The following is a 24,852-nucleotide window of genomic DNA, read 5'->3' on the forward strand; positions in this document are numbered from 1 at the left end:
TTATAAGTTAAATTTTAAAATTCATTATTCAATAATCCTGCCTCGTTAGTTAAATTAAGAAGAGGAGAACGTTGTTCTCCCTTATAGTTTGTTGTAAACATCTGCGTAAGCTACTTTCAGTTGTTTCCTTAATTGCTTGTTTTCCTCTTCCAGCTTTTGATTTTTTCTTTTAAGTGATGCTATAAGTGCATCCTTATTGCTTTCATTCATTTCTCGCTTTACTTGTTTCGGTGTAGGTACCTGTGATTGTTGATTTCGTAATGTTTCAATTCTTGAACGGAATTCCTTATTGTTATAGAGTGTTGCTTTTGATACATCAGCTTCGCTAGATACACTGTTAAAGTTTATTTTTTCATTTTCCTTTATAAGCCTTTTAATGGCTTCATCTACTTTTTTATGGGTATTTTCTTTACGTTTGGCATGAATCACTTTCAAATGTGCAGAACGGTCATATTCAGCCATGTTTAACACCTAACTTTCGTTTCATGCGGTCTTGTCTGCCAAAGATAATATTTCCTTCTTGGAGGGTATTGAAAATGTTTTGATAACGCTGTAAATTCTTTTCGTTTTTCTCGGCTATATCTTCTCGATTCCTTTGTTTTGCTATTTCAATAGCTTTTATGGTTGTTTTAATGTGAAGTTCATATTTTTCTTTGTCTAATTCCGAAAACCCTACTGCTAAGTCTTTACAAGGTGTTTGATTGTCACCACAAGTTAGACAAGGTGGCGCTTCCATATGAGGGCAATTTCCGTTTAGACGAGCGTGACACGTTCCGTAAGGATTGTCCATCGCATTTAGCTTGTGGTCTTGCCATAAGGCATCCAATATGTCTGTTGGAATATCATCCCCTGCTTTAATTTCTTGTACCTCACCGTTTAAGTCAAAACTAAAAACACCTTGCTTTATTACTGATTCGAAAGCTTTTCTTTTCGTATCATCTAATAGCTTGGCATACCTTAATGTCATTTCGGGGGATGAGTGTGCTAATAACTCTTGTACCGTAAGAATATCCGCACCACCGTTCAACATCTTTACTGCATAAGTATGTCGGAACTGGTGGTTTTTAAAGTGGAAGAGTTCCCCATTTTCGTCGGTGATGTTTTTTTGATTTGCTAATATATTCAAGTGTTTTCTTACAAAATCTTGAGTAAAAGGTTTTCCCTTCCGTTGGCCACGATAACGAACGAAAATATACCCTTCGGGGTTGTTGTCTTGATTACTAAGTTCTTTTGATTTCTCGATAAGAACCGCAAGAATATCTGCTAATTCATTGTCAATCGGAATTCGATGCCCTTTTACATATGTTTTCTCAATATCGGTTTCAATGGAGTATTGACCATTTAGTTTTACTAAACAATCAGAGATTAAACCTAATACATCAGAAATTCTAAGTCCTGTTTTAAACGCAATCCAAACGATAGGGATAACTTCTTTATGCAAGTGATCAATATGAGTAAAGAGTTGCTCTAATACATAGTCGGGAATATAGTCAATTTGTTCAATTGACTTTTTTCTTAGCTTTGGTTTATCTTCAGGAAAAATTAATAATCGTACATTAGTTTCGGGAGCCATTTCGTACCCATACCGTTGAATGTCTTCAAGGAATGTTTGTACATAAGACAGCGATTGCCTAACATAACATGCAGGGTGAGCATTACGTTTTTTTAAATTATTTTTAGCGTATTCATGTAAATGTTCGATGTACTTCTCAATATGTGTTCTTCTTAGAGGTTTTAAGTCTTTCCATGTTGTTTCCAATGAAAATATAAACTTAAAAAACCCTGGTATCTGTCGTAGATAACGCAGTGCTGTCGCCGTAGAAAATCCGTTTTTACTGATCAATCGTTGCTTAAAATATTTTTTTACTTGTTCACGAACCATTTTATCGATCTTTAAGAAATCAAGTTTGTAGAGATTTGAGCTTTTATTGTAGTCAATACCATATTTATCATATAAATTACGAATATCCCACGTGTCTTTTTCCCATTCATCTCTCTTATCAGTGAATTGGATTAATGCAGTATAAACGGTTCTTAAAAATCTTGCTATTGCAGTTTTTGTATAACTATCTCTACAATCTTCATGTTTTTTAGTGTAATAAGTTTTGATTCCCTTTTTATTCAACCAAAAGACATATTCTCGTTCTGCTTTTTCAATATCCAAATTCAAAAAGGATGATATTTCGGGGTATTTTTCGTTTATGAACTCTGTCATTCTTTTTAATGGATTGTGACCGATAAATATACTCTTGATTGTCCATAGATCATTAAACAATTTCTGATGATAAATATATTTCACTTCTAAATTGAGTGAAGGATTATTAAGTCGAAAGTAAATATTTTTACTGGAATGATTATAGTGTGCTACCACTTCTTCGAACTGCTTGATTCCACCTACAACATTGATATTCCATTTGTCATTAACTAAGAAATAGGGATTGTTTACTTGTTCAATTGAAACAGAATCATCTTCGTATACTGTTTTTTCAGGATATGTTGAAAGCTCTCTTTGTAAGCCCTCATGAAAGCCTATTTCTTCTACCTGAACATTCTTGATTTTCCTCATACAGTAATTCCTTTCAGTTTTTTTTCTTTAGGTTAAATTCGGATTGTGCTTTATTCCAATCTTCTCGAATATCTTCATCTGAAGGATGTAGGTATAGATTCATTGTTGTTTGAATTTGAGAATGTCCTAATCGTTCTTGTACTTGCTTAATATCCTTTGTTTTCTGGTAGAAAATTGTAGCGTGTGTATGACGAAATAGGTGAGGGTGTAGGCTTATCTCTGTTTTCTTTTTTAAACGCTTAAATAGAGACTCAACGTTCCAATATTCCATTGGTTTTCCCATATCTTTTCCTCTCAGTTTTACAAACACAAAGTTTGAATCCAATTCTAATTCATCAAGCACTTCATATAAGTAATCATCATATAAATCCATTAAAGATGGTGATACATAAATTTCACGTTCTCCTGTTTTTAACATCGCACCGTTTTCTAATTCCCCTCTTTCTACTAAACGAATCCGATGCCCTTTTTGATGGTCATAAACAAAATCCTCCATGAAAAGAGAGAGCGCTTCTCCAATACGCAATCCCGTTTCAAATAACAATTGAATTAAGAACTTATCTCGTATATTAGTAGTTGCTTGTAATACTTGTTGTACTTGTTCTTTTGTGAGTGTTTCTACTCTTTTGCGTGGTTCTTTTAATTTCAATATGTTTCTGATTAATGGCTTGTCCTTATTAACATGATGTAAGAAGCTTTTGTAACGCGAGTGTCCTCCTGTAAATACTTGCTTCATTAACTTTTCCATCATGTCATTTTGTACTTCTTCATTTCGGTAGAGGTAGTCATAGAAGTTTGTTATAACGGTAATTGTATGGTTAATTGTTTTTTCAGTTCGCTTTGCTTTCTTTTGTTGAAGGGGAGTGACATTTGAACTCTGATAGGGGCTTCTTAACCACCCCACAAATTCAACTAAATCTTCTAATCTAATAAACTTGTAATCTTTGTTTGCTTCTTCTAAGTAGGTATAAAAATGTTTTAAGGAATAACAATATGTTCTTTGAGTATTAGGTTTTTTTCCTGTCTTATCTAAATACTTTATATATTTCATAACTGGCATTACAGGGAATCCTTCTTGATCCAGTAATATGTATCTTTTGTTGTTATCCTCTATGAGAACTTCTTGTACCCGCATAACACTTCACCCCTAAAAAATATTAACGCTCGGTCTAAAGACCTCACTACGCCTCCCGCTATGGGATACATCCTCCACCTAAAGGATACATATTTTTCTGAATATTGTATACATATTGGACTGTATTTTTAATATCTGTATAACTAATCTAATGTGTATAAGAAAAGAGGATATATGCACATATATTGAACATAATATCCTCTTCTTAGTTTAGTCTATTTAATTTATGCACCTTGTCTTTTTCTGTAACTTGTTTCATGTGAAACTATTTTCTACTAAATGGTATTTTATGAGAAAATACGTTAAGATAAATTCATATTAATTGGAGGGAACTAAATTGAATACAAAAAACAAAAAAATAACAATAAGAACTCTCTTACTAACTTCTATCATTGGAGTTATCGGTGTATCTCTTTATTTCACAAGTTATGGTACCCCTTGGGGAAAACAAACAGCAATTGCTGAATCAAAAGAGTATATTACAAAATACTTTAATCTAGATGCAAAAGTCAAAAATACTTCTTACGATTCTAAAATGAATAGCTATGCAATCGCCTTTGAAACAATTGAAGATGGAGAATTTACTATCGAATATAAAGGTCCTAATAACTTTAACATTTCTCCAGGAGTGCAAGAGTATTTAAGCAAACACTATAAATTTACAGAGTAGTAACGAAGCATACATATACAAAAAAGAGTTGGTATAACGCCAACTCTTTTTTACGTATTCTTGTCATACTGTTATATCTTCCTTCTCTATATTTTTAATTCCGTAATATGCAATCGCAAATCCAATTGCTGCCAATGCTAGTTGAAGGGGAAGAAAAGTTGCTGTAGGAAACGTTGGGTTGCTATTCATTGCAATTGATACAACGATAAGGGATGAAACAATTGTAGTTGGCACTGAACGTTTACGCATTCCGAAATATAACGGGATTAAACTCATTCCCGCAGTTGCAATGGCTAAAGGAACCAGTTTTATTCCTTCTTGCATCAATTGATCTACTGTAAATGGATTAGGAAGAATTGAAAAATAACTATCTATCCCAAAGAAAATTCCTACTACTAAAATGTTCGATAAAATAACTGTTATAAATGTTAATGTTGCTGTAATGGCCAACTTACTAACCATCATTTTCTTTCGGTTAATTGGATAAGAAAACATAAGTAGTATTGTTTTATTTTTATATTCACTAATTATTAACCTTGCGATTAACACACTACCAAAAATAATAAATGTTGCTCTTACTAATGTACTAACCGCTAACAAAATCATCTGCGGATCTCTTATTTCTGGATCTCCTTCTATTTGAGAAACGATGCTCATAGAGGTCAATAATGCCAGTATAGCGATATTTGCAATAATTACTCCCCTTACATACCATCCAAGCTTAAACTTCTTCATTTCTAGCTTCATAAGACGTAGCATGATAGTCCTCCTTTCATTTAAATTTTAATCGATATAAATTACCCCTGTTTCACTTAAAATCTCCACTTTGTTTTTTGCATCACCAATAGTTCCTTCTTTTATCTTTTCTGTATTTTTATCTTTCTTAAGTCCGTTTACATTCACCATTATGTCAGCCGAATTACTTTTAGCCGTAAGTTTCAATGAAGCCGGAACACCTTTATACCTTACGCCAATATCTCCTGATTTTGTTTCTACAAATAATGATTTTCCTTCTTTCATATCTTTCAGTAATACTTCCCCAGATGTTGAAGTGATGTTCATATTTGAGTTACTTACATTTGTTATATAGTTATCACCAGTCGTAGACTTTATATTTAACTCTTGTACTGAACTATCTTTTAGAACTAACTCTCCACTTTGCGATATGAATTCACCTTTCTCTGCGGATAGTCCTACAATCATTTCATCTCCAGACTTGCTTTTTGTGACGATATGTTTCACTGCTATATCGCTTATTTTCACATCACCAGATTTATTATTTAATACAATTTTATCTATTTCTTTCTTCGGAATAAATATAGAAATGATATTCTTCTTCCTAAACGTAAAACCATTAACGAATCCGTTCATCTTCTGTTCTTGCTTAATCATCATTTTATTTCCGTCATTTTCTATTTTAACGGGATCTATCTCTTTATCTAATCGTTGACCTTGAGCGGAAATTACTATTTTATTAGAGTCTGTACTTTTAAATTCAATATCCCAGTTTTCATTGTCCACTTCTATTTCTTTTATATTATTTATCTCAAAAGAATTTTCTTTCTTAAAATCTTTCCTATGAAATGTCTTAAAACCAAAAACCATACTAGCAATTGTAATCAATAAAATTGCAATTACTATTATTTTTTTCACTATTCATACCCCAGTTCGTTATTGTTTTAAGCTTGCTTTACTACGCCACATCAATCTTGTCGATTTTACGATACGAAAGATAACTAATGAAAATTCCTAATAAACAAAACACCATTGGGATAGCTATGAAATTAAACATACTTACTTGACCGTTTCCAGTACCAACGTTACCGTTAATTATCATCGCGATTATTACTGCAGAAGTAATCGTTGTCGGTGCCGATTTCTTTCTCATACCAAAAAATAAAGGAATTAAACTTATACCAGATATCATAAATGCATTTATAAAAGTAGCCGGAACAGTAGATATTATTTCGCCCATCGTAACAGGTGTTTCAAGTAGGCCCATCATTGGATTCATACAGAATAGAAGCAAACTAATAATGAAAGTAGCGATAATCGTGCTCACAAAGCAAAAACTAAAAACAATTGCTAATTTCGCTCCCATTACCACTTTTCTTTGCAGTGGGTACATAAACAATAATTGCATTGTTTTATTCTTGTACTCATCAATTACTAAACGTGATAAAATGACCGAACTAAAAATAATGAATGTTATCCTAATAATAAGATTTGCTAAAATCATATATTTTGTGAAGTCAGTGATTGCCGCGTCTCCTTCACCTTTCATTCCCAATGCCATAAGGCTCACCGCAGCAAAAATTGCTATAATACAAATGGCTACCCCTTTAAAGTAACTAGATAATTTATGTTTCTTCCATTCAAGTTTCATTAATTTAAACATATAAACCACGCCTCCATTACTGACATAACTTCCTCTATGCTACTAACATTCTAATTCCAGCCGTAACTACGCTTACTATCCCTATCACTAGTAAAATTAAACTCCACTTTCGTTCTGGCTTTTTATAATATAAAATTCCACTTATGAGCATTACGATAAATCCCGCTATAAGGTTCACTATTAATGCATTCATCATCATATCCCCCTCGCTGAAATTACATTAAGCGTGAATGCCTTCCCCATCCATTACATTTAAGAAATACTCCTCTAAAGAGCTATGTTTCTTATTAATACTTTCAATTTCTACATCGTTCATAATAAGTGCTTTTGAAATGGCTTGCTGAGACGCTACCGTATCATACACACGAATCATATTTCCGCTCATTATTTTGTAATTTTTTATACCGAGTTTATCTTCTAAAATATAAGCTGCACGCTTCACATCAGGAACAGTGATTTCAACGTACTCTGTTTGTTTTCCGTTAATACTCTTCATCGAAACTTCTTTTATTAGTTTTCCATTTTGAATCACACCAATTGTATCTGCCATTTGTTCCATCTCACCTAAAATATGACTAGAGACTAATAACGTAATGCCATATTCTTTGCAAAGCATTTTAAATAAATCTCGTAACTCTTTAATACCAATTGGATCTAAACCATTAATCGGTTCATCTAAAATGAGTAGTTCTGGCTTTGTCATGATCGCCCTTGCAATACCAAGTCGTTGCTTCATCCCTAATGAAAAATCTTTTACTTTTTTATCATCTATACCGTGCAGTTTTACTAAATTTAAAGCATGATCAATTGCGTTTTTATCGTAATACCCCATATATTCACAATGTAATTCTAAGTTTTCCTTCGCCGTTAATTTATCATAAAAGATTGGATATTCGATAATTGTCCCCATTCTTTTTAATACTTCATAAGATGTATCTGTTAACTTCTCACCGAAAATTTCAATATCACCGCTCGTCGGTTTTATTAAATTTGTAATCATTTTCATAATCGTTGTTTTACCCGCGCCGTTCGGTCCTAAAAAGCCGTAAATCTCTCCTTTTTTCACATGCATATTAACACTAGAAATAACTTCTTTCCCTTTAAACACTTTCGTTAACTGGTTCGTTTTTAATATATATGTCATGTCACTTTCCCCTTTCGCACTGCTCTATATTTCTATAATAGACAACGAAAATCTCTTTTTTCTTACCCGTTCCTTACAAATTCCTTACGTTCAAAAAAGCTTGTAGAATCTACTTCTCTACAAGCTAAAACTGCATCTTTGTTAATACAACTGTAAAAACCGTTTTTTCATACGGCTTACTAGAAAGATAAATTTCTCCATCCATCGCTTCCACAAGCCTTTTCGTAATCGTTAACCCTAGACCACTTCCTTGGTACAATCTATTTCTTGAATCTTCAAGTGTGTACATACGCTCAAACACTTTATCAATATGAGATTCATCAATTCCTTTTCCTGTATCCCATACGTCTATATACACACTCGTTTCATCATCTCTTAAAGTCATACCAAGTGTCTTTCCATCGTCCCCATATGTAATCGCATTTGATATTAAATTATTCAATACTCTGCCTAATACTTCTACATTTCCAAGTGCATATATATTTCTTTCTGCTATATCAATATGGACATGAAAACCTTTCGTCGTCACTAAATCATAAAAAGATAAAATCTTCTCGCGGCAAACTTCATTCATATTTACTTTTGTCATCTCGATTGCTTTGTCACCGGATTCTAATTTTGCTAAATCAAAAAACTTATGAATCAGTTCCATCACTTCTAGTGTTTTTACATGCACCTTTTCGAGTAATATTTGCTGCTCTTCCTCACTTATCGTTTTATCCTTATTTAACATTTCGGTATATCCAAGAATAACTGTTAGTGGTGTTTTCAAATCATGTGAAATATTTGAAAGCATTTTTCTCATCGAAATTTCTACTTTCGCATGATCTGCATTCGTTTTCTGTTTTGCATCTAATAAATGATTAATCGCCACTAATAACTTTTGCAATTCTAGATCATCTGTCATAATTAATAGCTTCTCACCAGTTTGTTCTTTTACAATTCGATTTAACTTCTCATACGTGTAGCGTAAATTCCTACTACTATTTTTCCTAATTTTATATTGCACGTAAATAACGATAAGCAATATAATAATCACCACTGTTAAAAATACAACCATACTACATCACTTCCAACTTATAGCCGATGCCCCATAATGTTTTAATATATTCTGGATTAGATGGATCACTTTCAATTTTCTCACGTAATCTTCTCATATGAACATTAATAACATTATCATCACCATAATATTCTTCATTCCAAACAAGCGTATATATTTGTGCTTTCGTAAAAACACGATTTTGATTCTTCACGAATAGCTTTAAAATCTCAAATTCTTTTAAAGTAAGTTTAAGCTGTCTTCCCTTTTTCTCCACAGTAAAATTAATTGGGTCAATTATTAAATCACCAATCTGAATCGCCTCATCTTTTGATTCCACAGCTGAATACTTTGTAGACCTCCGAATACCCGCTTTTACACGTGCAGCTAGTTCAATCATAGAAAACGGCTTACAAATGTAATCATCTGCTCCAAGTCCTAATCCAACAGCTTTATCAACATCTGTATCTTTCGCTGACATCATTAAAATCGGAATGGCACTTTTTTCTCGAATGATTCGCACAACCTCTAAGCCATCTAACTTTGGCATCATAATATCGAGGATAATCAAATCAAATGAACCTTTTAAAAATGCGTTAACTCCTTCTTCTCCATCAGATGCGATTGTAACTTGAAAACCTTCTTTTACTAAATATGTTTCAACCATCTCTTGAATTGAGATGTCATCTTCAACTAATAAAATATGATGTGACATATTTCTATCCCCTTTTTTAACAAACATTAACAATTTAATTGTATCGTAACGAATGAATGCTGGAAAGAATTATATGAATTTTCAAACCAACTTCCCTTCCTTCCTTAACAATGATATGATGAAATTCACTACGATTGTTCATAATTAACTTTATATAAAGGAGACTTATCATGTCAGAAAACAAAAAAGTAAGCTTAGCTGATTTAATGCGCGAACAACTTGCGAAGAAAAAGCAAGGAAATGGAAACGGCTCAAATAATGGAAGTCAAAGTCAAGAAACGAAAAAATTACAAAACCAACAAACGAAGAAAACAAACAACCAACGTAGACGTACAGGTGTATAAATGAACGGGCAAAAACGATCTAACATTTCATCAGGTCTTGAAGTCGATATTGTATTAAAACAAGATCAACGTACAGGTAAGCTAACAAGAGGAATTGTAAAAGATATTTTAACGAACTCACCTTCACATCCGCACGGCATTAAAGTAAGATTGCAAGACGGACAGGTTGGCAGAGTACAAAATATTATTCAATAAGAAAAGGAGCTCATTTAAACTTGAGCTCCTTTTCTTATTTTCATTAACCTTTAATTTTTTCGATGAAAACTACTTTTAAATAGTCTCCCTCTTTAAATTGATCAATTGTACGGAAATCTTCTGGTAAAGAATGTTCTTCTAATATTTTATATTTACCGTTCATTTCTTTAAATGCTGTATCGATAAAGCCATTAAACTTTTTCATATCGAATGCGCTACAATTTGTAGAAGCAACGATAATACCGTTATTTTCTGTAATGGCAATTGTTTCTTTTAATAAGTTTTTATAATCTTTCGCCGCACTGAACGTATATTTTTTCGAGCGTGCAAAGCTTGGGGGATCAAGTACAACCATATCAAATTTCATCTTTTTCTTAGCTGCATATTTGAAATACAGAAATACATCTTCTACAATAATATCTTGTGCTTCATAATCAATTTCATTTACACTAAACTGCTCAATCGTTTTACTTAAACTACGATTTGCAAGGTCCACACTTGTTGTTTTACTTGCACCGCCAAGCGCTGCAAATACAGAGAAAGCCCCAGTATAAGAGAACATATTTAAAACCGTTCTTCCTTTTGCATATTTATCACGAATTTGTTTTCGAACGTTACGCTGATCTAAAAACACACCAACCATCGCCCCGTCATTTAAATATACAGCAAAGTTTACACCGTTCTCTTTTACGATAAGTGGGAACTCACCGCGCTCTCCTGCGACAAAATCATCACCTTCGATGTATTTCCCTTTCGTATCAAAACGCTTTTTCTCATAAATCCCTTTGAAATTTGCTACTTTTTGAAGTGCTGCTATAATCTCATCGCGGAAAGTATAAACCCCTTCACTATACCAACTTATTACGTAATAGCCGTCATAATAATCGATGATTAAACCACCAAGGCCATCGCCCTCACCATTCAGGGCACGAAATGCTGTTGTATCATTTGATTTATAAAAATCTTTTCGTTTATGTAAAGCAGATTTGATTTTACTTTCAAAGAAAGGTTGATTAATTTGCTCTTTCTCTTTTCTCGTTAAAATCCATCCATATCCTTTATTTTGTTTTCCATAATAGCCTTTTCCGATGAATTGGTTCTTCTCATCTACTACGTTGATGATTGTTCCTTCTTCACGTACATCATTTAAATTTTGAATAGCATCTTTTAAAATAAGTGGATATCCACTTTTAATTTCTTTTATAAACTTCGGTTTTATTTTTATAGTTACTTCAGATCGCATGTAATGTCTTCCTTTCCATTTGAATGCTTTCTAATTAGTAGGAAGCAATGTAAAAAACGAGGCTGAAAAAAGCCTCGTTTCACTATACCATATTATTGCTTTGCTAGTACAACTAGCTCATCTCCTGGTATAACCGCTATATATTTATACAATGTTGAAAAAGTAAGACTACCATCATCGTGACGAATAAATAATATTACATCCTCTGAATCGCTCTCTTCTTTATTAATTTTTTGTTCTTCCTCAACTTGTATCGTTTTAAATGTATAACCCTCTTCAATTTTTCTATCTAACTCTTCATAAATTTCATTTTGACCAAACAGTAAATGAGCTTTTTTCGAAAGAGAGATGCGTTCTTGCTCAATCTTTTCCACATCATGAATCGGAAGTAAAAATGTATTATGATGTCCAAACTGCGGTACATATGTGTTTGCGACTAATACATTATAAGAATCCGTATCTGTAACTGAAATTAAGTATTCATACTGATTCATATCTACTTCAAATTGCAACTGCTCTGAGAGTACTTGGCCGTTATATGTATTAAGCCCATTCACCTTTGCGCATTGCAAATGTTCTTCCGATACATCTACGATTAAGCTCGGAATCCCCATCTCTTTACAATGCATAGCGAATGCAGTTGAGAATGTACTAGCTCCTGAAATTAAAATACCTGGTGGCTGTGTATTGGCTAATCCTAATTTTTTTGCTAAAAATCCAATTGAAAATCCATGAGCACAAACGGTCGTAATTACAAGTGCAAATGTAAGTGCTGTTAATATAGAAGCATCTTTATACCCTTCTTGTAATAACTCCGTCGCAAAGTAACTTGAAACCGTTAATGCAACAATACCTCGCGGCGCAATCCAACCAACTAGCGCCCTTTCTGATTTTGTTAACTCTGTTCCGATTGTCGATACCCAAATTGATAAAGGACGAACAACAAATATCATCATAAGTACGAAGCTAATAATAGGCCAGCTAAAAATCTCCATAATCGTCGTTCTTGGAAGTGATGCTGTTAAGATGATGAAAACAGTCGATGTTAATAGTACGGAAATATTTTCGTTAAAATGACGAATATCACCGATAGAAGAAATATATTTCTTCATCCGTGCAAGTGTAATCCCCATTACTGTTACGGCTAGCATACCTGTTTCATGCATGACTTCATCTGCAATGCCGAAGCATAGTAATACCGTAACGAGCAAAATCGGTGCCTTTAAATATTCTGGTACTTTCCCTTTTAAAATCATATAACTCATAAAAATACTAAACGCATACCCAAGTACCATTGCAAATAACGAACCTGCAAAGAAATATAGTAACGTATGTAAGTGTACATTTTCTTTCGTTAAGAAATTTACAATTTGAAAGGCGAATACAGCAAGTAATGCTCCAAACGGATCAACGATAATCCCTTCCCACTTTAAAATTGCAGCTGTCCTTGGCTTTAATCGTGCTTGGCGTAACAACGGAATAATTACAGTTGGACCTGTCACAATAAAAAGTCCTCCAATAATAAATGCAACCGCCCAATCTAATCCAGCGACGTAATGGGCTGCAAGTGAGCCAGCAATCCAAGCAATAAACGCACCAAACGTAACAATACGAAATACTGGTTTTGATAGTCCCCTCAGTTCACGTACATCTAAACTTAAACTACCCTCAAACAATATAATGGCAACAGAAAGTGATACGAGTGGACTAAAAACATCTCCAAGCACCTCTTTTGGATTAATAATACCGAAAACTGGACCAATTAATAATCCGGCAACTGCCATAACAACAATAGCAGGGAGCTGGAAGCGCCATGCAGTCCATTGTGAGGCGATGCCTAGTGTAATAATAATAACGATACTAAGTAACAGTGATTCGACCATAATACCCTCCTTGTTCATAGTATTGCGAAAGCAAGGTATAAACCATACTTTGCTTGTGTATATTTCTTATTTTGTTTTATTTTAATAATATATAACTTCATTAACTATATGGTCAAATTATTTATATAATAGTAAATTCATCCTTAATTCTACATTTATATGAAAATTACTATTGACAATGATAATGATTTTCATTATCATTTAATGTATATGAGTTCTTGAAAATAAAGGCTACACATTTATAGGAGGAATAAACATGATTATTGTTACAAATACAACTAAAATTACAAAGGGAAATGGCCATAAATTAATTGAGCGTTTTAATAAAGTAGGTAAAGTCGAAACAATGTCAGGATTTTTAGGATTAGAAGTTCTTTTAACGCACAATACAGTTGATTATGATGAAGTAACAATTAGCACTCGCTGGAATGCAAAAGAAGATTTCCAAGGTTGGACAAAGAGCTCAGCATTTAAAGATGCTCACTCACATCAAGGCGGGATGCCAGACTATATTCTTGATAATAAAATTGCTTACTATGATGTAAAAGTTGTACGTATGCCAATGGCTGCAGCACAGTAAGCATATTTCTTTTTTAAAGTATAGAATATGAAGAGTGTTACCACTTCTCATATTCTATACTTTTTTTATTTAATGTCTTTTTACTAGTTTCGCATGTACTACTAATCTTCCCGCTTCTGGATCAAGTGCATAGTCACACGTCGAAAGTGTTACGATTTGATCACTTTCTGTCACTTTTGTATCCGTTTTGTACAGCGATTTTTCTTGAATTTTCTCCAAAAATGATGTGTATTCCGTATCACTACTAAAATCCGTTTCAATGTAATAAAAATCAGTTGTTGTTGTATACACCGAAAACACTTCAAGATCATATCCTTCAAATAATGTATCGTAATATAATTTACGATGCGACATGAAGAAATCTTCATCCAACATTTTCTTTAAACTTCCAAACATAGAACCATCTTTCATACGGTGACCATATAAAATAGTATTTCGATTTTGAGATTTCACATCATTACGATAGTCCATAAAAATGCTTCCTGCTCTCATATCTTCACCTTTATAATTTCGAAATAAATAGTAATCATTGTCTTTTGCTTGAACGATTGGATAATTAATTTGTGTATCATCCATCGTAATCCATCCAACTATTTCTTGATTAATTTGCTGCAGAACTTTGAACTGTTTACGTACTTCCCCGTCTTGTGATTGCTCTTCCATCGGACTTTTTTCATAAATGTTTTGTGCTTCGGCCATTACTTTACGATTTTCATAGTAATCCATGAAAATATCACCTAATTCATATACTGAATAGAAAAAGGTACCTAAAAAAACAACTGTAAGTATTCGTTGAAAAAAAGAATTCTTCTTCCTTTCTTTTTTGCTACTCAAATTATCACCTCAAAACGGATTGTTCGCATGTTTAAATACCCATTGGGACCATATACAATCCTGTATCTTCATCTTGCTTTACAACGACATCTACACCGTATATCGTCTTTATCATACTTTCTGTCACAACATCATTCGGCTTGCCTTTTGTAACAATTTCGCCGTCTTTCATAACAATGATATGATCACTATAGCGAATCGCCTGATTAATATCGTGTAATACCATAACGATTGTCAATCCTTGTGCTTCATTTAATTCTTTTACTAACTCTAATATTTCAAGTTGATAATAAATATCTAAATATGTTGTCGGTTCATCTAAAAAGAGCATTGGCGTCTTCTGAGCTAACGTCATGGCAATCCAAACACGCTGTCTTTCTCCACCAGATAAAGCATGAATTTCCTTATCACGTTTACTTAGCAAATTCGTACATGCTAAAGCCCTTTCTATTGCTTCTCTATCTTCATCAGTTTGCGAAGAAAATATATTTTTATGAGGCATACGGCCAAAGCTTGTTAATTTCTCTACCGTCATATCTGCCGGTGCTTCATTTTGTTGATGGACAACGGCTAACTTTCTAGCAAACTCTTTCGGTTTATATTGGCTAATTGCCTTCCCATCAAGTATTACCTCTCCACTACGAGGATCGTGATTTCTTGACATCACACCAAGTAATGTTGATTTCCCGCAACCGTTTGGTCCAATAATTGTTGTAATTTTACCAATCTCTATTTCACTACTAACCGACTTTAATCGATCCGTTACATTATCGTACGAAAAGGTTACATTTTTAATTTCCATGAACTTTATCACTCTTTCTAAGCAAGAATATTAAGAATGGGCCACCAATAACTGCCATAATCGTCGCTGCTGGAATTTCGTTAGGTGGCACAATTAACCTTCCAATCGTATCCGCCGTCAAAATTAATAACGCCCCTGCAAGAGCAGAAAATGGAATTAATGCTTTATGGTCTGAACCAACTAGTTGTCTTGAAATGTGCGGAACGAGTAATCCTACGAAAGCGATAACACCTGCAATTGCTGTTGATACTGCCGCTAAGAGTACTGCAATGGCAGAAATAATAAGACGAACTCTCGTCACGTGCAAGCCTAAGTTTTTTGCAGTCTTATCTTGTAGAGATAATAAGTTACACCAAGCTCCGACAAACAGTGCAAGAATAAGACCAATTGTTCCATAAGTAACCATTATTTCTACATCGCCCCACGTCTTCATCGTTATATTAGAAGTCGTCGTTTGCTTAATACTCTTAATGAAGTATCCACAAATCGTAATGAACGATTCATTTAATCCAGTGAACATCGCATTAATGGCAATACCAATTAAAATAATGCGAAGCGGACTTAATCCTGATTTCCATGAAAACGAATAAACGAGATAACACGCAAACGCACCACCTAGAAAGGCGAATACCGGCGTCCAGAAAAAGAATTGCGGGAATAGCGTAATAATAACAAGTGTCATAAAACTTGCTCCTGAAGATATCCCGATTACCCCAGCATCAGCAAGTGGATTTTTCATGACAGCTTGGAAGAGCACGCCCGAAACAGCAAGAGCTGCTCCAGTAAATAGTGCAATAATAATACGTGGGAAACGTAAATCTTTAATCACTTCAACATCTTCATTTGCCCCTGTAAATATTCCTTGTACAAGGTCAATAATACCTACTTCTAAACTACCTTTCGTCGCTGACAACAAAGTCATAATGATGAGTAATACAGTAACAATAAAGAAACTCCAAAATTTTTTATTCATGCTAATCTTCCTTTATATTAAAATGCATCACGGATACATCATTTTTTTCAATTCATCTAGCGCTTCAGTCGCTGCTAAATTTCCTGTCGTTCCAAATAAACGCTCTTCTAAATCGTAAACACGATTATTTTTAACTGCAGCGAAGTGTTTCCAAATATCATTTGTTTTAAATTCTTTATCAAACATTTTTACAACTTCATCAGGCATACCATGTGCCGCTCGTAAAATAATGTCTGGATCAGCTTTTTTTAAATACTCTGTATTAGAAGCTAAATACTCTACTTGTTCACCTTGTACAATGTTTTTACCACCTAATTGTTTCACTAAATCTCCAATATAAGAATGCTCTGTTGCTACTAAATAACTCCCCGGTACACCTAATAAAATAAGCACTGTCGGTTCTTTCTTTCCCTTTACTGCTTTTTGAATCTCTGCAACCTTGTTATCTAACTTAGTTACAACTGCTTCAGCCTGCTTTTCACGTCCATATTGCTTACCTAAATTACTAATGGAATTTTGCATATTTTTTAAACTTGTTAGATCTAAAAAGTTTGCTTTCATACCTACACCAGCAAAAACTGGCTTTAATTCATATTCAAGTGTTGTCACTGATAATACTTCTGACGGCTTTAATGATTTTACCTTTTCCATATCAGGACTCATCGGATTCCCAACTTCAGGTAAACCTTTATATCTCTTTGGTAAATCTTTAGTACTTGTTGGTACACCAATTAAATCTACTTCTAACGCATCCATAATTTCAGTAACAGCAACTGTCGTTGCGACAATCCTCTCTTTACCCTCACTCTTTACCTGCTTCGCTGTTTCTTTTTTTGGTGATGAGCACCCAGCTATACTTACTAATAAAATGATAGCCATTAGTACACTTACAATTTTCTTCACTCTTAATCACCACTCCTTTCCAAACAATATGAAACAAGTCTTGATGCATGCAAACATGCATCAAGACTCCAAAAATTACAATCTACCTGCTCTATATTTACGAACTAGTAAAGCAAGTGACCCAAGCAATAGCACCATGTATAAACCTAGTTGTGCTGTATCTGCCGTTTTTGAGTTTTTCTCTTTTTTCGAATCATTTTTTTGATCTTCTTTTTTCTTCTTATCATCTGCATTTCGGTTAAAATCAGGATTACCTACTTTTTTTACATTATCTACTTTCGGTGTAATCACTGGATTGTTCGGATCATTTTTCGGATCTTTTTTTGGATCCTCTTTAATCGTTCCTAACGCACCAATATTATTTGTATCAAATTGAATTTGGACATCGTAGAAGTGGTGGTAGTTCATCTCATCAATGTCTACTTTCACTTTTGCATTTAATTTTTTAAATAAATCTTCTACTTCAAATTGTACTACTCGCGTATTTGCATTTTTATCTTCACTTACTACTTTTGCATCAGCAAAAAGACTATTGTTTTCTGTTTGGAATTTCGTAATCCACGCACTATTTTTCAGCGTCATCTCAATGTACTTTTTACCATCTTTAACGATTAATTTTGCTGGATTTACAGTATAGTCATGCATCTTTGAAAGTTCTTCTGTTTTGTTTTTTAACACTTTAAATGTAATATCATATTGACCATCTACTAAATTTTTCGGATCAACTATTACTTTCGGTGTATTATTTCCACCTTGATTGTCATTTCCGCCTTGGTTATCATTTCCGCCTTGGTTGTCGTTTCCGCCTTGGTTCCCTAAAGCTTTGATGCTATCTTTATCAAATACAAATTGAACATCGTAGAAATGGTAATAATTCATTGAATCAATATCTACTTTTACTTTTGCATTTAATTTTTTAGACAAATCATTTACTTCTACTTCTACTACTCTTGTATTTTTCTCTTTATTTTCACTTAATACTTTTGCATTAACGAACGAGCCATTCTTCTCAAAATCAAACTTTGTAATCCATGTACTATTTGTTAATGTAAACGATACATATTTCTTACCATCTTTTACTTTCAATACACCTGGGCTTTTTGTGTATGTATTCATCATTGATATTTCATCTGTTTGATCTTTTAATACTTTAAAGCCAATGCTGTATTCACCGTCTTTAAGAGCGTTTGGATCAATTGTTGTATTATTGCCTTGGTTGTCGTTTCCGCCTTGGTTGTTGTTTCCGCCTTGGTTGTTGTTTCCACCTTGGTTATCATTTCCGCCTTGGTTGTCGTTTCCGCCTTGGTTGTTATTTCCGCCTTGGTTGTCGTTTCCGCCTTGGTTGTCGTTTCCGCCTTGGTTATCGTTTCCGCCTTGGTTATCGTTTCCGCCTTGGTTGTCGTTTCCGCCTTGGTTGTCGTTTCCGCCTTGGTTGTCGTTTCCGCCTTGGTTGTCGTTTCCGCCTTGGTTGTCGTTTCCGCCTTGGTTGTCGTTTCCGCCTTGGTTATCTAACGGTTTAATGCTATCTTTATCAAATGCAAATTGAATATCATAGAAATGATGATAATTCATTGAATCGATATCGACTTTTACTTTTGCGTTCAATTTTTTCGATAAATCTGCTACTTCCACTTCCACTACACGCGTATCAGCTTTCGTATCTTCACTCAATACACTCGCATCAACAAACGAACCATTTTTATCAAATTCAAACTTTGTAATCCAAGCGCTATTCGTTAATGTGAATGATACATATTTTTTACCATTTTTCACTTTTAACACGCCTGGACTCTTTGTATACGTGTTCATCATTGAAATTTCTTCTGTTTGATCTTTTAAAGCTTTGAAATTGATACTGTATTCACCATCTTTAATTGTTTCAGCATCTGGTTTTTCTACTTCCGGTTTCTCTACTTCTGGTTTCTCTACTTCTGGTTTTTCTACTTCTGGTTTCTCTACTTCTGGTTTTTCTACTTCTGGTTTCTCTACTTCTGGTTTTTCTACTTCTGGTTTTTCTACTTCTGGTTTTTCTACTTCTGGTTTTTCTACTTCTGGTTTTTCTACTTCTGGTTTTTCTACTTCTGGTTTTTCTACTTCTGGTTTTTCTACTTCTGGTTTTTCTACTTCTGGTTTTTCTACTTCTGGTTTTTCTACTTCTGGTTTTTCTACTTCTGGTTTTTCTACTTCTGGTTTCTCTTCATTTTTAATTTGTTCAAGCTTATCTTGTTCAAATAAAAGTTGCACATCATGTGTTTGCTTATAGTTTCTTGATGCCATTTCGATAAATACTTTTGTATTCAGTTTTTTAGATAAGTCGTTTACTTCAAACTCTACTACTCTTGTATCTTTTTCTTTATCTTCACTCACTACTTTTGCATCAACAAACGCACCATCTTTTTCCGTTTGGAAATTTTTAATTAATGAGCTACTTTTTAGTGTTACAATTGCTTTTTTCTTACCATTTTCTACTTTTAATACCCCTGGATTTACCATGTAAGTATTCATCTTAGATTCTTCATCTGTTTGATCTTTTAACACTTTAAACGGAACGCTGTACTCACCATCTTTAATTGTTTCAGTATCTGGTTTTTCTACTTCCGGTTGTTTCTCTTCATTTTTAATTTGTTCAAGTTTATCTTGTTCAAATAAAAGTTGTACATTATGTGTTTGCTTGTAACCTTGTGATGCCACTTCAATAAATACTTTTGTATTTAGTTTTTTAGATAAATCGTCTACTTCAAATTCTACTACTCTTGTATCTTTTTCTTTATCTTCACTCACTACTTTTGCATCAGCAAATGCGCCATCTTTTTCCGTTTGGAAATTTTTAATTAATGAGCTATTTTTTAACGTTACAATTGCTTTTTTCTTACCGTTTTCTACTTTTAATACCCCTGGATTTACCATGTAAGTATTCATCTTAGATTCTTCATCTGTTTGATCTTTTAACACTTTAAATGGAATGCTGTACTCTCCATCTTTAATTGTGTTAGAATTTGGTTGTTGATCTGGGTCAGGCTTTTGGTCGGGCTTCTGACTCGGATCCGGATTTTCATTTGGATCTAGCTTATTAGCTGGGTCCTCTTTTTCATTTGGTTGTTCTACATGAATCGGTGTAATACTATTTTGATCAAATGCAATACGCACATCATAGTCATGATGATAATTTAAAAAATCAATGTCTACTTTTACTTTCGCATTTAATACCTTCTCTACATCGTCCACATCAAATTCTACGACTCTTGTATCTTTTTCTTGATCTTCACTAATTACATTTGTCGCAACAAACTGACCACTTTTTTCCGTTTCAAACTTTGTAATCCATGAACTATGTTCTAACGTAAAGGATACTTTCTTTTTCCCATTCTTCACTTTTAAAGTTCCTGGACTTACAGAGTATTGATTCATCATGGATTCTTCATCTGATGTGTCTTTAAGAACTTTGAAACCGATTGAATATTCACCGTCAGCTAGTTGACTAGCAGCTTGAACTGCAAGGGGTTGTAATGTTGATGCGAATGTAAATACCATTAAAAACATCGCAACAACAATTTTAAGATATTTATTCAATAGAATACCGCTCCTTTATTTAGTTTTGACGTACTTTACGAACTAAGAAAACACCTGAAATAAGAAGTAATGCTGCAAATAATCCGATACGTGCTTCATCACTTGTTTTTGGGTTATCTGTTTTTTCAGCTTTCCCACTTTCATTTGTTCCTTTATTTACATCTTTGTTTGTTTCTTTGCTCTCTTCTTTCTTCACTTCTTCTTTTACTTGTGTATTTTTTTGAGTTTGATCTTCATTTTTTGTTGCAGCAGTTGCCTTATTCTCTCCACCTACTGCTTTTACATTTGCATCAAACGCAAAGCGAATTGTGTAGTTATGGTCATAATTTACGTTCGGTACAACAACATGAATTTTTACAGCTGCTGGTTTAGATAAGTCGTCTATTTTAAACTCTACAGTTCTTTTATCTGCAGATTCATCTTTACTAACAACTTTTGCATCAACAAAGTTCCCGTTCTCTGGTGCTTTAAATTCTGTAATCCAAGCACTATGATTCATAGGAATTTGTACTCTCATCTCACCATTTTTTACAATTAACTTAGCTGGTTTTTCAAAATAATCATTTGCCATTGAAGCTGAATCATTTTCTGCTTTTTGTATGACATAGTTAATATCGTAAGTACCGTCAGCTACATTTGCCGAAGCTTGTCCGAATGGCACTACGAGAAAAGCTAGCATACATACGAATGTCATAATAAAAGCGGGTAATACCGAAAACTTTCTCATTTACCTTACTGCCTCCTTGTTTTTCTTTTTTGAAAATGATAATTATTCTCAATATATAAGAAAAAAAATAATCTTTCTATCTCTATTTTATAACGAGTAACACTATGTAGTTAGAAATATATTGATTATCATTCTCATTGATAGACAAAAAAATAATCCCACCAATTTTTCCTATAAGAATAAACATAAAACTCTTTCATCATTTTATTGATTATCATTCTCAACGAATTTCAAAAAAAATAAACCGCCTAATTCTATCGTTTTATCACCTCTTCTTACAAAAATGATATAGTCATAGAAAACCTCTTCCCTTCCAATATTTCCACAACTAAGTCAATCTTAGCCTACTGGTAATTTTTTTGTCAACTATATTACGTATAAAATTTTTAATATCTGAATTCTTCTATATATAATTTTTCTACAAAAAAAGAGGCTTTCTTTTAAAGAAAGCCTCTTTCCCTTATTTTTCTACAGCAATTTCTTGCTTTTGAAATAAAGAAACTACATATCCAATTGCAATTCCAATGATACCCGGAACTAGCCAACCAATCCCTACACTATATAATGGAATTTTATCTAAAATAGGAGCAAGGGCCGCTACTTGAAGATTTGCATTATGCAATCCATCAAAGAAGCTAATTGCAAATGCGCCTACAATACCGCCTACATACATAGCTAATGGAAGACGAATATAGTTTTCAACAAGTGATAATACGATCAGTACGATACCAATTGGGTAAATTGCAATTAAAATCGGCAATGCTAATGCGTTTAACTGAGTTAAACCAAGATTTGCTACCATAAATGCTAATACAGAGAAAATAAAAATGACTTTTTGATAAGAAAGCTTTGGTAATAACGAAGAAAAATATTCTCCACAAGCTGCTACAATACCGACAGAAGTTGTTAAACATGCTGCTGTAATTGCGATACCTAGTAATAATGTTCCGTAGCTACCAAATAAATGATTCACGACGTTTGTTAAAATAATTCCGCCGTTTGCTCCCATTCCAAGTGAAACACTTGAAGCTCCAAGGTAAGCAAGTGCTAAATAAACAAGAAGTAAGCCAAGTGCTGCAATAAATCCTGCAAAGATTGTTACTTTCGCAATACTGTTCTTATTTGTAATGCCTTTTGCTTTTAAAGCATTGATCACAACATTTCCGAAAACAAGTGCTGCAAGTCCATCTAAAGTTAAATATCCATCAATAAAACCTTTAAAGAGCGGGGCACTATACGCTTCTGTAGGGGCACCAAACTCTCCCATTGGAGTCATAATTGCTTTCGCTACAATAATTGCAATAACAGCTAATAAAATTGGAGTTAACACTTTACCAATGCGCCCCACTAATTTCGATGGGTTTAATGCTAAATAGAAAGTTACCGCAAAGAAAATAAATGTAAAGATGACAAGTGGATAAGCCTGACTAGCTACCTCACTTGGTAAAAATGGTGCAATGCTCATTTCATAAGCAACAGTCCCTGTACGTGGCACACTAACAAATACGCCTAAACATAAATAAATTGCAGTAATGAAAATTAGCGCGAATACAGGATGTACACGTCTTGCTAATTCATTAATATCTCCCTTTAGAGCTATAACAATAACTCCTAATAAAGGCAGTCCTACACCTGTTACGATAAAGCCAAATAACGCGATCCATACATCTGTTCCAGCACCTTGCCCTAACGCTGGTGGAAAAATCATATTACCGGCACCGAAAAACAGTGCAAATAACATTAAGCTTATTGCAAACATCTCAGAAAACTTTAAAGATGACTTCATTTCTACTACCTCCTAATTATTTTATTGACAAAATATTCTGAATTAAAATCCGTCACATATCCTCTTTCAAGCATACTTCCCCGTAAAAGAACGCAAAAAACACCCGTCCCTAACAAAGGGACGAGTGTTGAAATCGTGGTTCCACCCTTATTCTAATAAAATGAATTTATAACGAAATAAGCTCATTTTATAGCTCGTGTAAATTGATAACGGTTTTATCCGCCAAGAATTACAATGCATCTGCAGTTCACTCTTGAAGTTTAGAGGTGGTAAGTTTGTCTTTCCGTATTAGGAAGCTCACAGCCTAAGGCTTCCCTCTCTGAGAATCGTCAAAAACAACTCATGTCCTCATCATTACTTTTATAAAATATGTTGTCGAAACTTGTTGTTTTTTATTATATGGGCTATTTTTTAAAAAATCAATAGTTTTATTTTTTCTGACAAAAAAATATAGGGAGAAAACTTTCCTCCCTATAACTGCCCTATTAATATTTCTAATTCCTTAGGTGTAATGTCTCGCCATTTTCCAGCTTCAAGCTCATTTAGCTCTATATTCATAATGCGTACTCGCTTTAGCTTTGTTACAGTAAATCCGAAAGCACGACTCATTCTACGAATTTGCCTATTCATTCCTTGCGTTAAAACGATGCGGAATGTAGACTGATTAACTCTCGTCACTTTACATGGCTTCGTCATTCCATCTTTAATCTTTACACCGCTGGACATCTCATCAATAAACCAATCTGTAAACGGCTTATCAACAGCGACAACATATTCTTTCTCATGCTCATGATCACCGTGCAAAATTTGATTCGCAATCGCACCGTCATTCGTTAATAAGATGAGTCCTTCCGATGCTTTATCTAATCGTCCAACAGGAAAGATTCGTTCTGGATAATCGATATAATCAATAATATTATCTTCAATATGTTCGGCTGCTGTACAAGTAATTCCGACTGGTTTATGGAAGGCAATATACACCTTTTCTTTCTCTTCTTTTGCAATAACTTGCCCATCAATTGTTACAATATCACCTTCATTAACGAGTGCACCGTGCGTACATACTTCACCGTTAATACAGGCACGTCCTGCTTTAATGAGACGGTCTGTTTCACGTCTTGAGCAGGATTTTGCTTCGCTTATGTATTGGTTGATTTTCATGTTTTGTTCCTTTTCTTATAGATTAAAAGCGTCAATCCATGGCAATATCATTATGCCAAGATTGACGCTCCTTTACTTCGCAAAAACAACTAAATAAATAACCCCAATTACCAAAAATATTCCGCAACAAGCTAACAATACTTTTGCAAGTTTGTCCATAAACATATAATGGTTTCCCCTTTTG

At 33.8% G+C, this 24,852-nt stretch carries 24 protein-coding genes and 1 other annotated feature; of the genes, 4 read left to right on the forward strand and 20 right to left on the reverse strand.

What is annotated here, in order from left to right:
• Positions 1-81: 81 nt before the first annotated feature.
• The 3 genes from NSQ08_RS21255 to NSQ08_RS21265 are packed head-to-tail and all read right to left on the reverse strand — an operon-like array spanning position 82 to position 3,701.
• Positions 82-462 carry a DUF6262 family protein gene (locus NSQ08_RS21255; RefSeq protein ID WP_240380544.1) on the reverse strand — a complete coding sequence of 127 codons (381 nt, stop codon included), beginning with the start codon at positions 460-462 and terminating at the stop codon, positions 82-84.
• Positions 455-2,566 carry a tyrosine-type recombinase/integrase gene (locus NSQ08_RS21260; RefSeq protein ID WP_340778656.1) on the reverse strand — a complete coding sequence of 704 codons (2,112 nt, stop codon included), beginning with the start codon at positions 2,564-2,566 and terminating at the stop codon, positions 455-457. The genes NSQ08_RS21255 and NSQ08_RS21260 overlap by 8 nt, the downstream gene beginning before the upstream one ends.
• 13 nt (positions 2,567-2,579) lie before the next feature.
• Positions 2,580-3,701 (reverse strand): tyrosine-type recombinase/integrase, encoded by a 1,122-nt coding sequence (locus tag NSQ08_RS21265; RefSeq protein WP_240380542.1) that lies wholly within the window; start codon positions 3,699-3,701, stop codon positions 2,580-2,582.
• A 337-nt stretch (positions 3,702-4,038) separates the two neighbouring features.
• Between NSQ08_RS21265 and NSQ08_RS21270 the strand changes: the two genes are divergently transcribed.
• Positions 4,039-4,371, forward strand: coding sequence for a YfjL-like protein (locus NSQ08_RS21270; RefSeq protein WP_033709478.1), 333 nt, complete (start codon positions 4,039-4,041; stop codon positions 4,369-4,371).
• Between the two features lie 63 nt (positions 4,372-4,434).
• Here the strand turns inward: NSQ08_RS21270 and NSQ08_RS21275 are convergent, their stop codons facing one another.
• From NSQ08_RS21275 to NSQ08_RS21305, 7 genes are all read right to left on the reverse strand, one after another.
• A complete protein-coding gene (locus NSQ08_RS21275) occupies positions 4,435-5,130 on the reverse strand; it encodes an ABC transporter permease (RefSeq protein WP_137076766.1) in 696 nt (231 codons plus the stop codon).
• Between the two features lie 24 nt (positions 5,131-5,154).
• Complete coding sequence (locus NSQ08_RS21280) at positions 5,155-6,024, reverse strand: DUF4097 family beta strand repeat-containing protein (RefSeq protein ID WP_002034267.1); 870 nt, start codon at positions 6,022-6,024, stop codon at positions 5,155-5,157.
• Positions 6,025-6,064: 40 nt separating this feature from the next.
• Entirely contained in the window at positions 6,065-6,769 is a 705-nt protein-coding gene (locus tag NSQ08_RS21285) for an ABC transporter permease (RefSeq protein ID WP_002034266.1), read from the reverse strand.
• 34 nt (positions 6,770-6,803) lie between these two features.
• Positions 6,804-6,962, reverse strand: a complete 159-nt coding sequence (locus NSQ08_RS21290) for a hypothetical protein (protein ID WP_162181133.1) — start codon at positions 6,960-6,962, stop codon at positions 6,804-6,806.
• A gap of 27 nt (positions 6,963-6,989) precedes the next feature.
• Entirely contained in the window at positions 6,990-7,913 is a 924-nt protein-coding gene (locus NSQ08_RS21295; RefSeq protein WP_340778662.1) for an ABC transporter ATP-binding protein, read from the reverse strand.
• Positions 7,914-8,037: 124 nt separating this feature from the next.
• Positions 8,038-8,973, reverse strand: coding sequence for a HAMP domain-containing histidine kinase (locus tag NSQ08_RS21300; RefSeq protein WP_340778664.1), 936 nt, complete (start codon positions 8,971-8,973; stop codon positions 8,038-8,040).
• Position 8,974: 1 nt separating this feature from the next.
• Complete coding sequence (locus NSQ08_RS21305; protein ID WP_012261779.1) at positions 8,975-9,667, reverse strand: response regulator transcription factor; 693 nt, start codon at positions 9,665-9,667, stop codon at positions 8,975-8,977.
• 170 nt (positions 9,668-9,837) lie between these two features.
• On the opposite strand from NSQ08_RS21305, the gene NSQ08_RS21310 reads away from it, so the two are divergent.
• A complete protein-coding gene (locus tag NSQ08_RS21310; protein ID WP_002015431.1) occupies positions 9,838-10,011 on the forward strand; it encodes a hypothetical protein in 174 nt (57 codons plus the stop codon).
• Complete coding sequence (locus NSQ08_RS21315; RefSeq protein ID WP_001014315.1) at positions 10,012-10,206, forward strand: YwbE family protein; 195 nt, start codon at positions 10,012-10,014, stop codon at positions 10,204-10,206.
• A 43-nt stretch (positions 10,207-10,249) separates the two neighbouring features.
• On the opposite strand, the gene NSQ08_RS21320 is transcribed toward NSQ08_RS21315, so the two are convergent.
• The gene (locus tag NSQ08_RS21320) at positions 10,250-11,449 is read right to left on the reverse strand and encodes a class I SAM-dependent rRNA methyltransferase (RefSeq protein WP_002067464.1); all 1,200 of its coding nucleotides are present in this window, start codon (positions 11,447-11,449) and stop codon (positions 10,250-10,252) included.
• A 92-nt stretch (positions 11,450-11,541) separates the two neighbouring features.
• Complete coding sequence (locus NSQ08_RS21325) at positions 11,542-13,332, reverse strand: cation:proton antiporter (protein ID WP_193652376.1); 1,791 nt, start codon at positions 13,330-13,332, stop codon at positions 11,542-11,544.
• Between the two features lie 256 nt (positions 13,333-13,588).
• Here NSQ08_RS21325 and isdG point away from each other — a divergent pair, with 256 nt between their 5' ends.
• Positions 13,589-13,912, forward strand: a complete 324-nt coding sequence (gene isdG, locus NSQ08_RS21330; protein ID WP_002143312.1) for a heme oxygenase — start codon at positions 13,589-13,591, stop codon at positions 13,910-13,912.
• Between the two features lie 69 nt (positions 13,913-13,981).
• Here the strand turns inward: isdG and srtB are convergent, their stop codons facing one another.
• From srtB to NSQ08_RS21370, 8 genes are all read right to left on the reverse strand, one after another.
• Positions 13,982-14,746 carry a class B sortase gene (srtB, locus tag NSQ08_RS21335; protein WP_002129321.1) on the reverse strand — a complete coding sequence of 255 codons (765 nt, stop codon included), beginning with the start codon at positions 14,744-14,746 and terminating at the stop codon, positions 13,982-13,984.
• A 31-nt stretch (positions 14,747-14,777) separates the two neighbouring features.
• Positions 14,778-15,548, reverse strand: a complete 771-nt coding sequence (locus NSQ08_RS21340) for an ABC transporter ATP-binding protein (RefSeq protein ID WP_002088890.1) — start codon at positions 15,546-15,548, stop codon at positions 14,778-14,780.
• Entirely contained in the window at positions 15,538-16,521 is a 984-nt protein-coding gene (locus NSQ08_RS21345; protein WP_002034255.1) for a FecCD family ABC transporter permease, read from the reverse strand. The genes NSQ08_RS21340 and NSQ08_RS21345 overlap by 11 nt, the downstream gene beginning before the upstream one ends.
• A gap of 27 nt (positions 16,522-16,548) precedes the next feature.
• Positions 16,549-17,424: a heme ABC transporter substrate-binding protein IsdE gene (isdE, locus tag NSQ08_RS21350; RefSeq protein ID WP_340778669.1), complete on the reverse strand. Its 876-nt coding sequence runs from the start codon at positions 17,422-17,424 to the stop codon at positions 16,549-16,551.
• Positions 17,425-17,499: 75 nt separating this feature from the next.
• Positions 17,500-20,994: an NEAT domain-containing protein gene (locus NSQ08_RS21355; protein ID WP_340778671.1), complete on the reverse strand. Its 3,495-nt coding sequence runs from the start codon at positions 20,992-20,994 to the stop codon at positions 17,500-17,502.
• 19 nt (positions 20,995-21,013) lie between these two features.
• On the reverse strand, positions 21,014-21,721 hold the full coding sequence (gene isdC, locus NSQ08_RS21360) for a heme uptake protein IsdC (protein WP_113768855.1): 708 nt from the start codon (positions 21,719-21,721) through the stop codon (positions 21,014-21,016).
• A gap of 460 nt (positions 21,722-22,181) precedes the next feature.
• The gene (gene brnQ6, locus NSQ08_RS21365; RefSeq protein WP_061673924.1) at positions 22,182-23,507 is read right to left on the reverse strand and encodes a branched-chain amino acid transport system II carrier protein BrnQ6; all 1,326 of its coding nucleotides are present in this window, start codon (positions 23,505-23,507) and stop codon (positions 22,182-22,184) included.
• 113 nt (positions 23,508-23,620) lie between these two features.
• Positions 23,621-23,871, reverse strand: a binding site (T-box leader).
• Positions 23,872-23,978: 107 nt separating this feature from the next.
• Complete coding sequence (locus NSQ08_RS21370) at positions 23,979-24,668, reverse strand: 23S rRNA pseudouridine(2604) synthase RluF (protein WP_002034249.1); 690 nt, start codon at positions 24,666-24,668, stop codon at positions 23,979-23,981.
• Between the last annotated feature and the right edge of the window lie 184 nt (positions 24,669-24,852).

The organism is Bacillus sp. FSL E2-8887 (assembly GCF_038007205.1).
Taxonomy (GTDB): Bacteria; Bacillota; Bacilli; order Bacillales; family Bacillaceae_G; genus Bacillus_A; species Bacillus_A mycoides.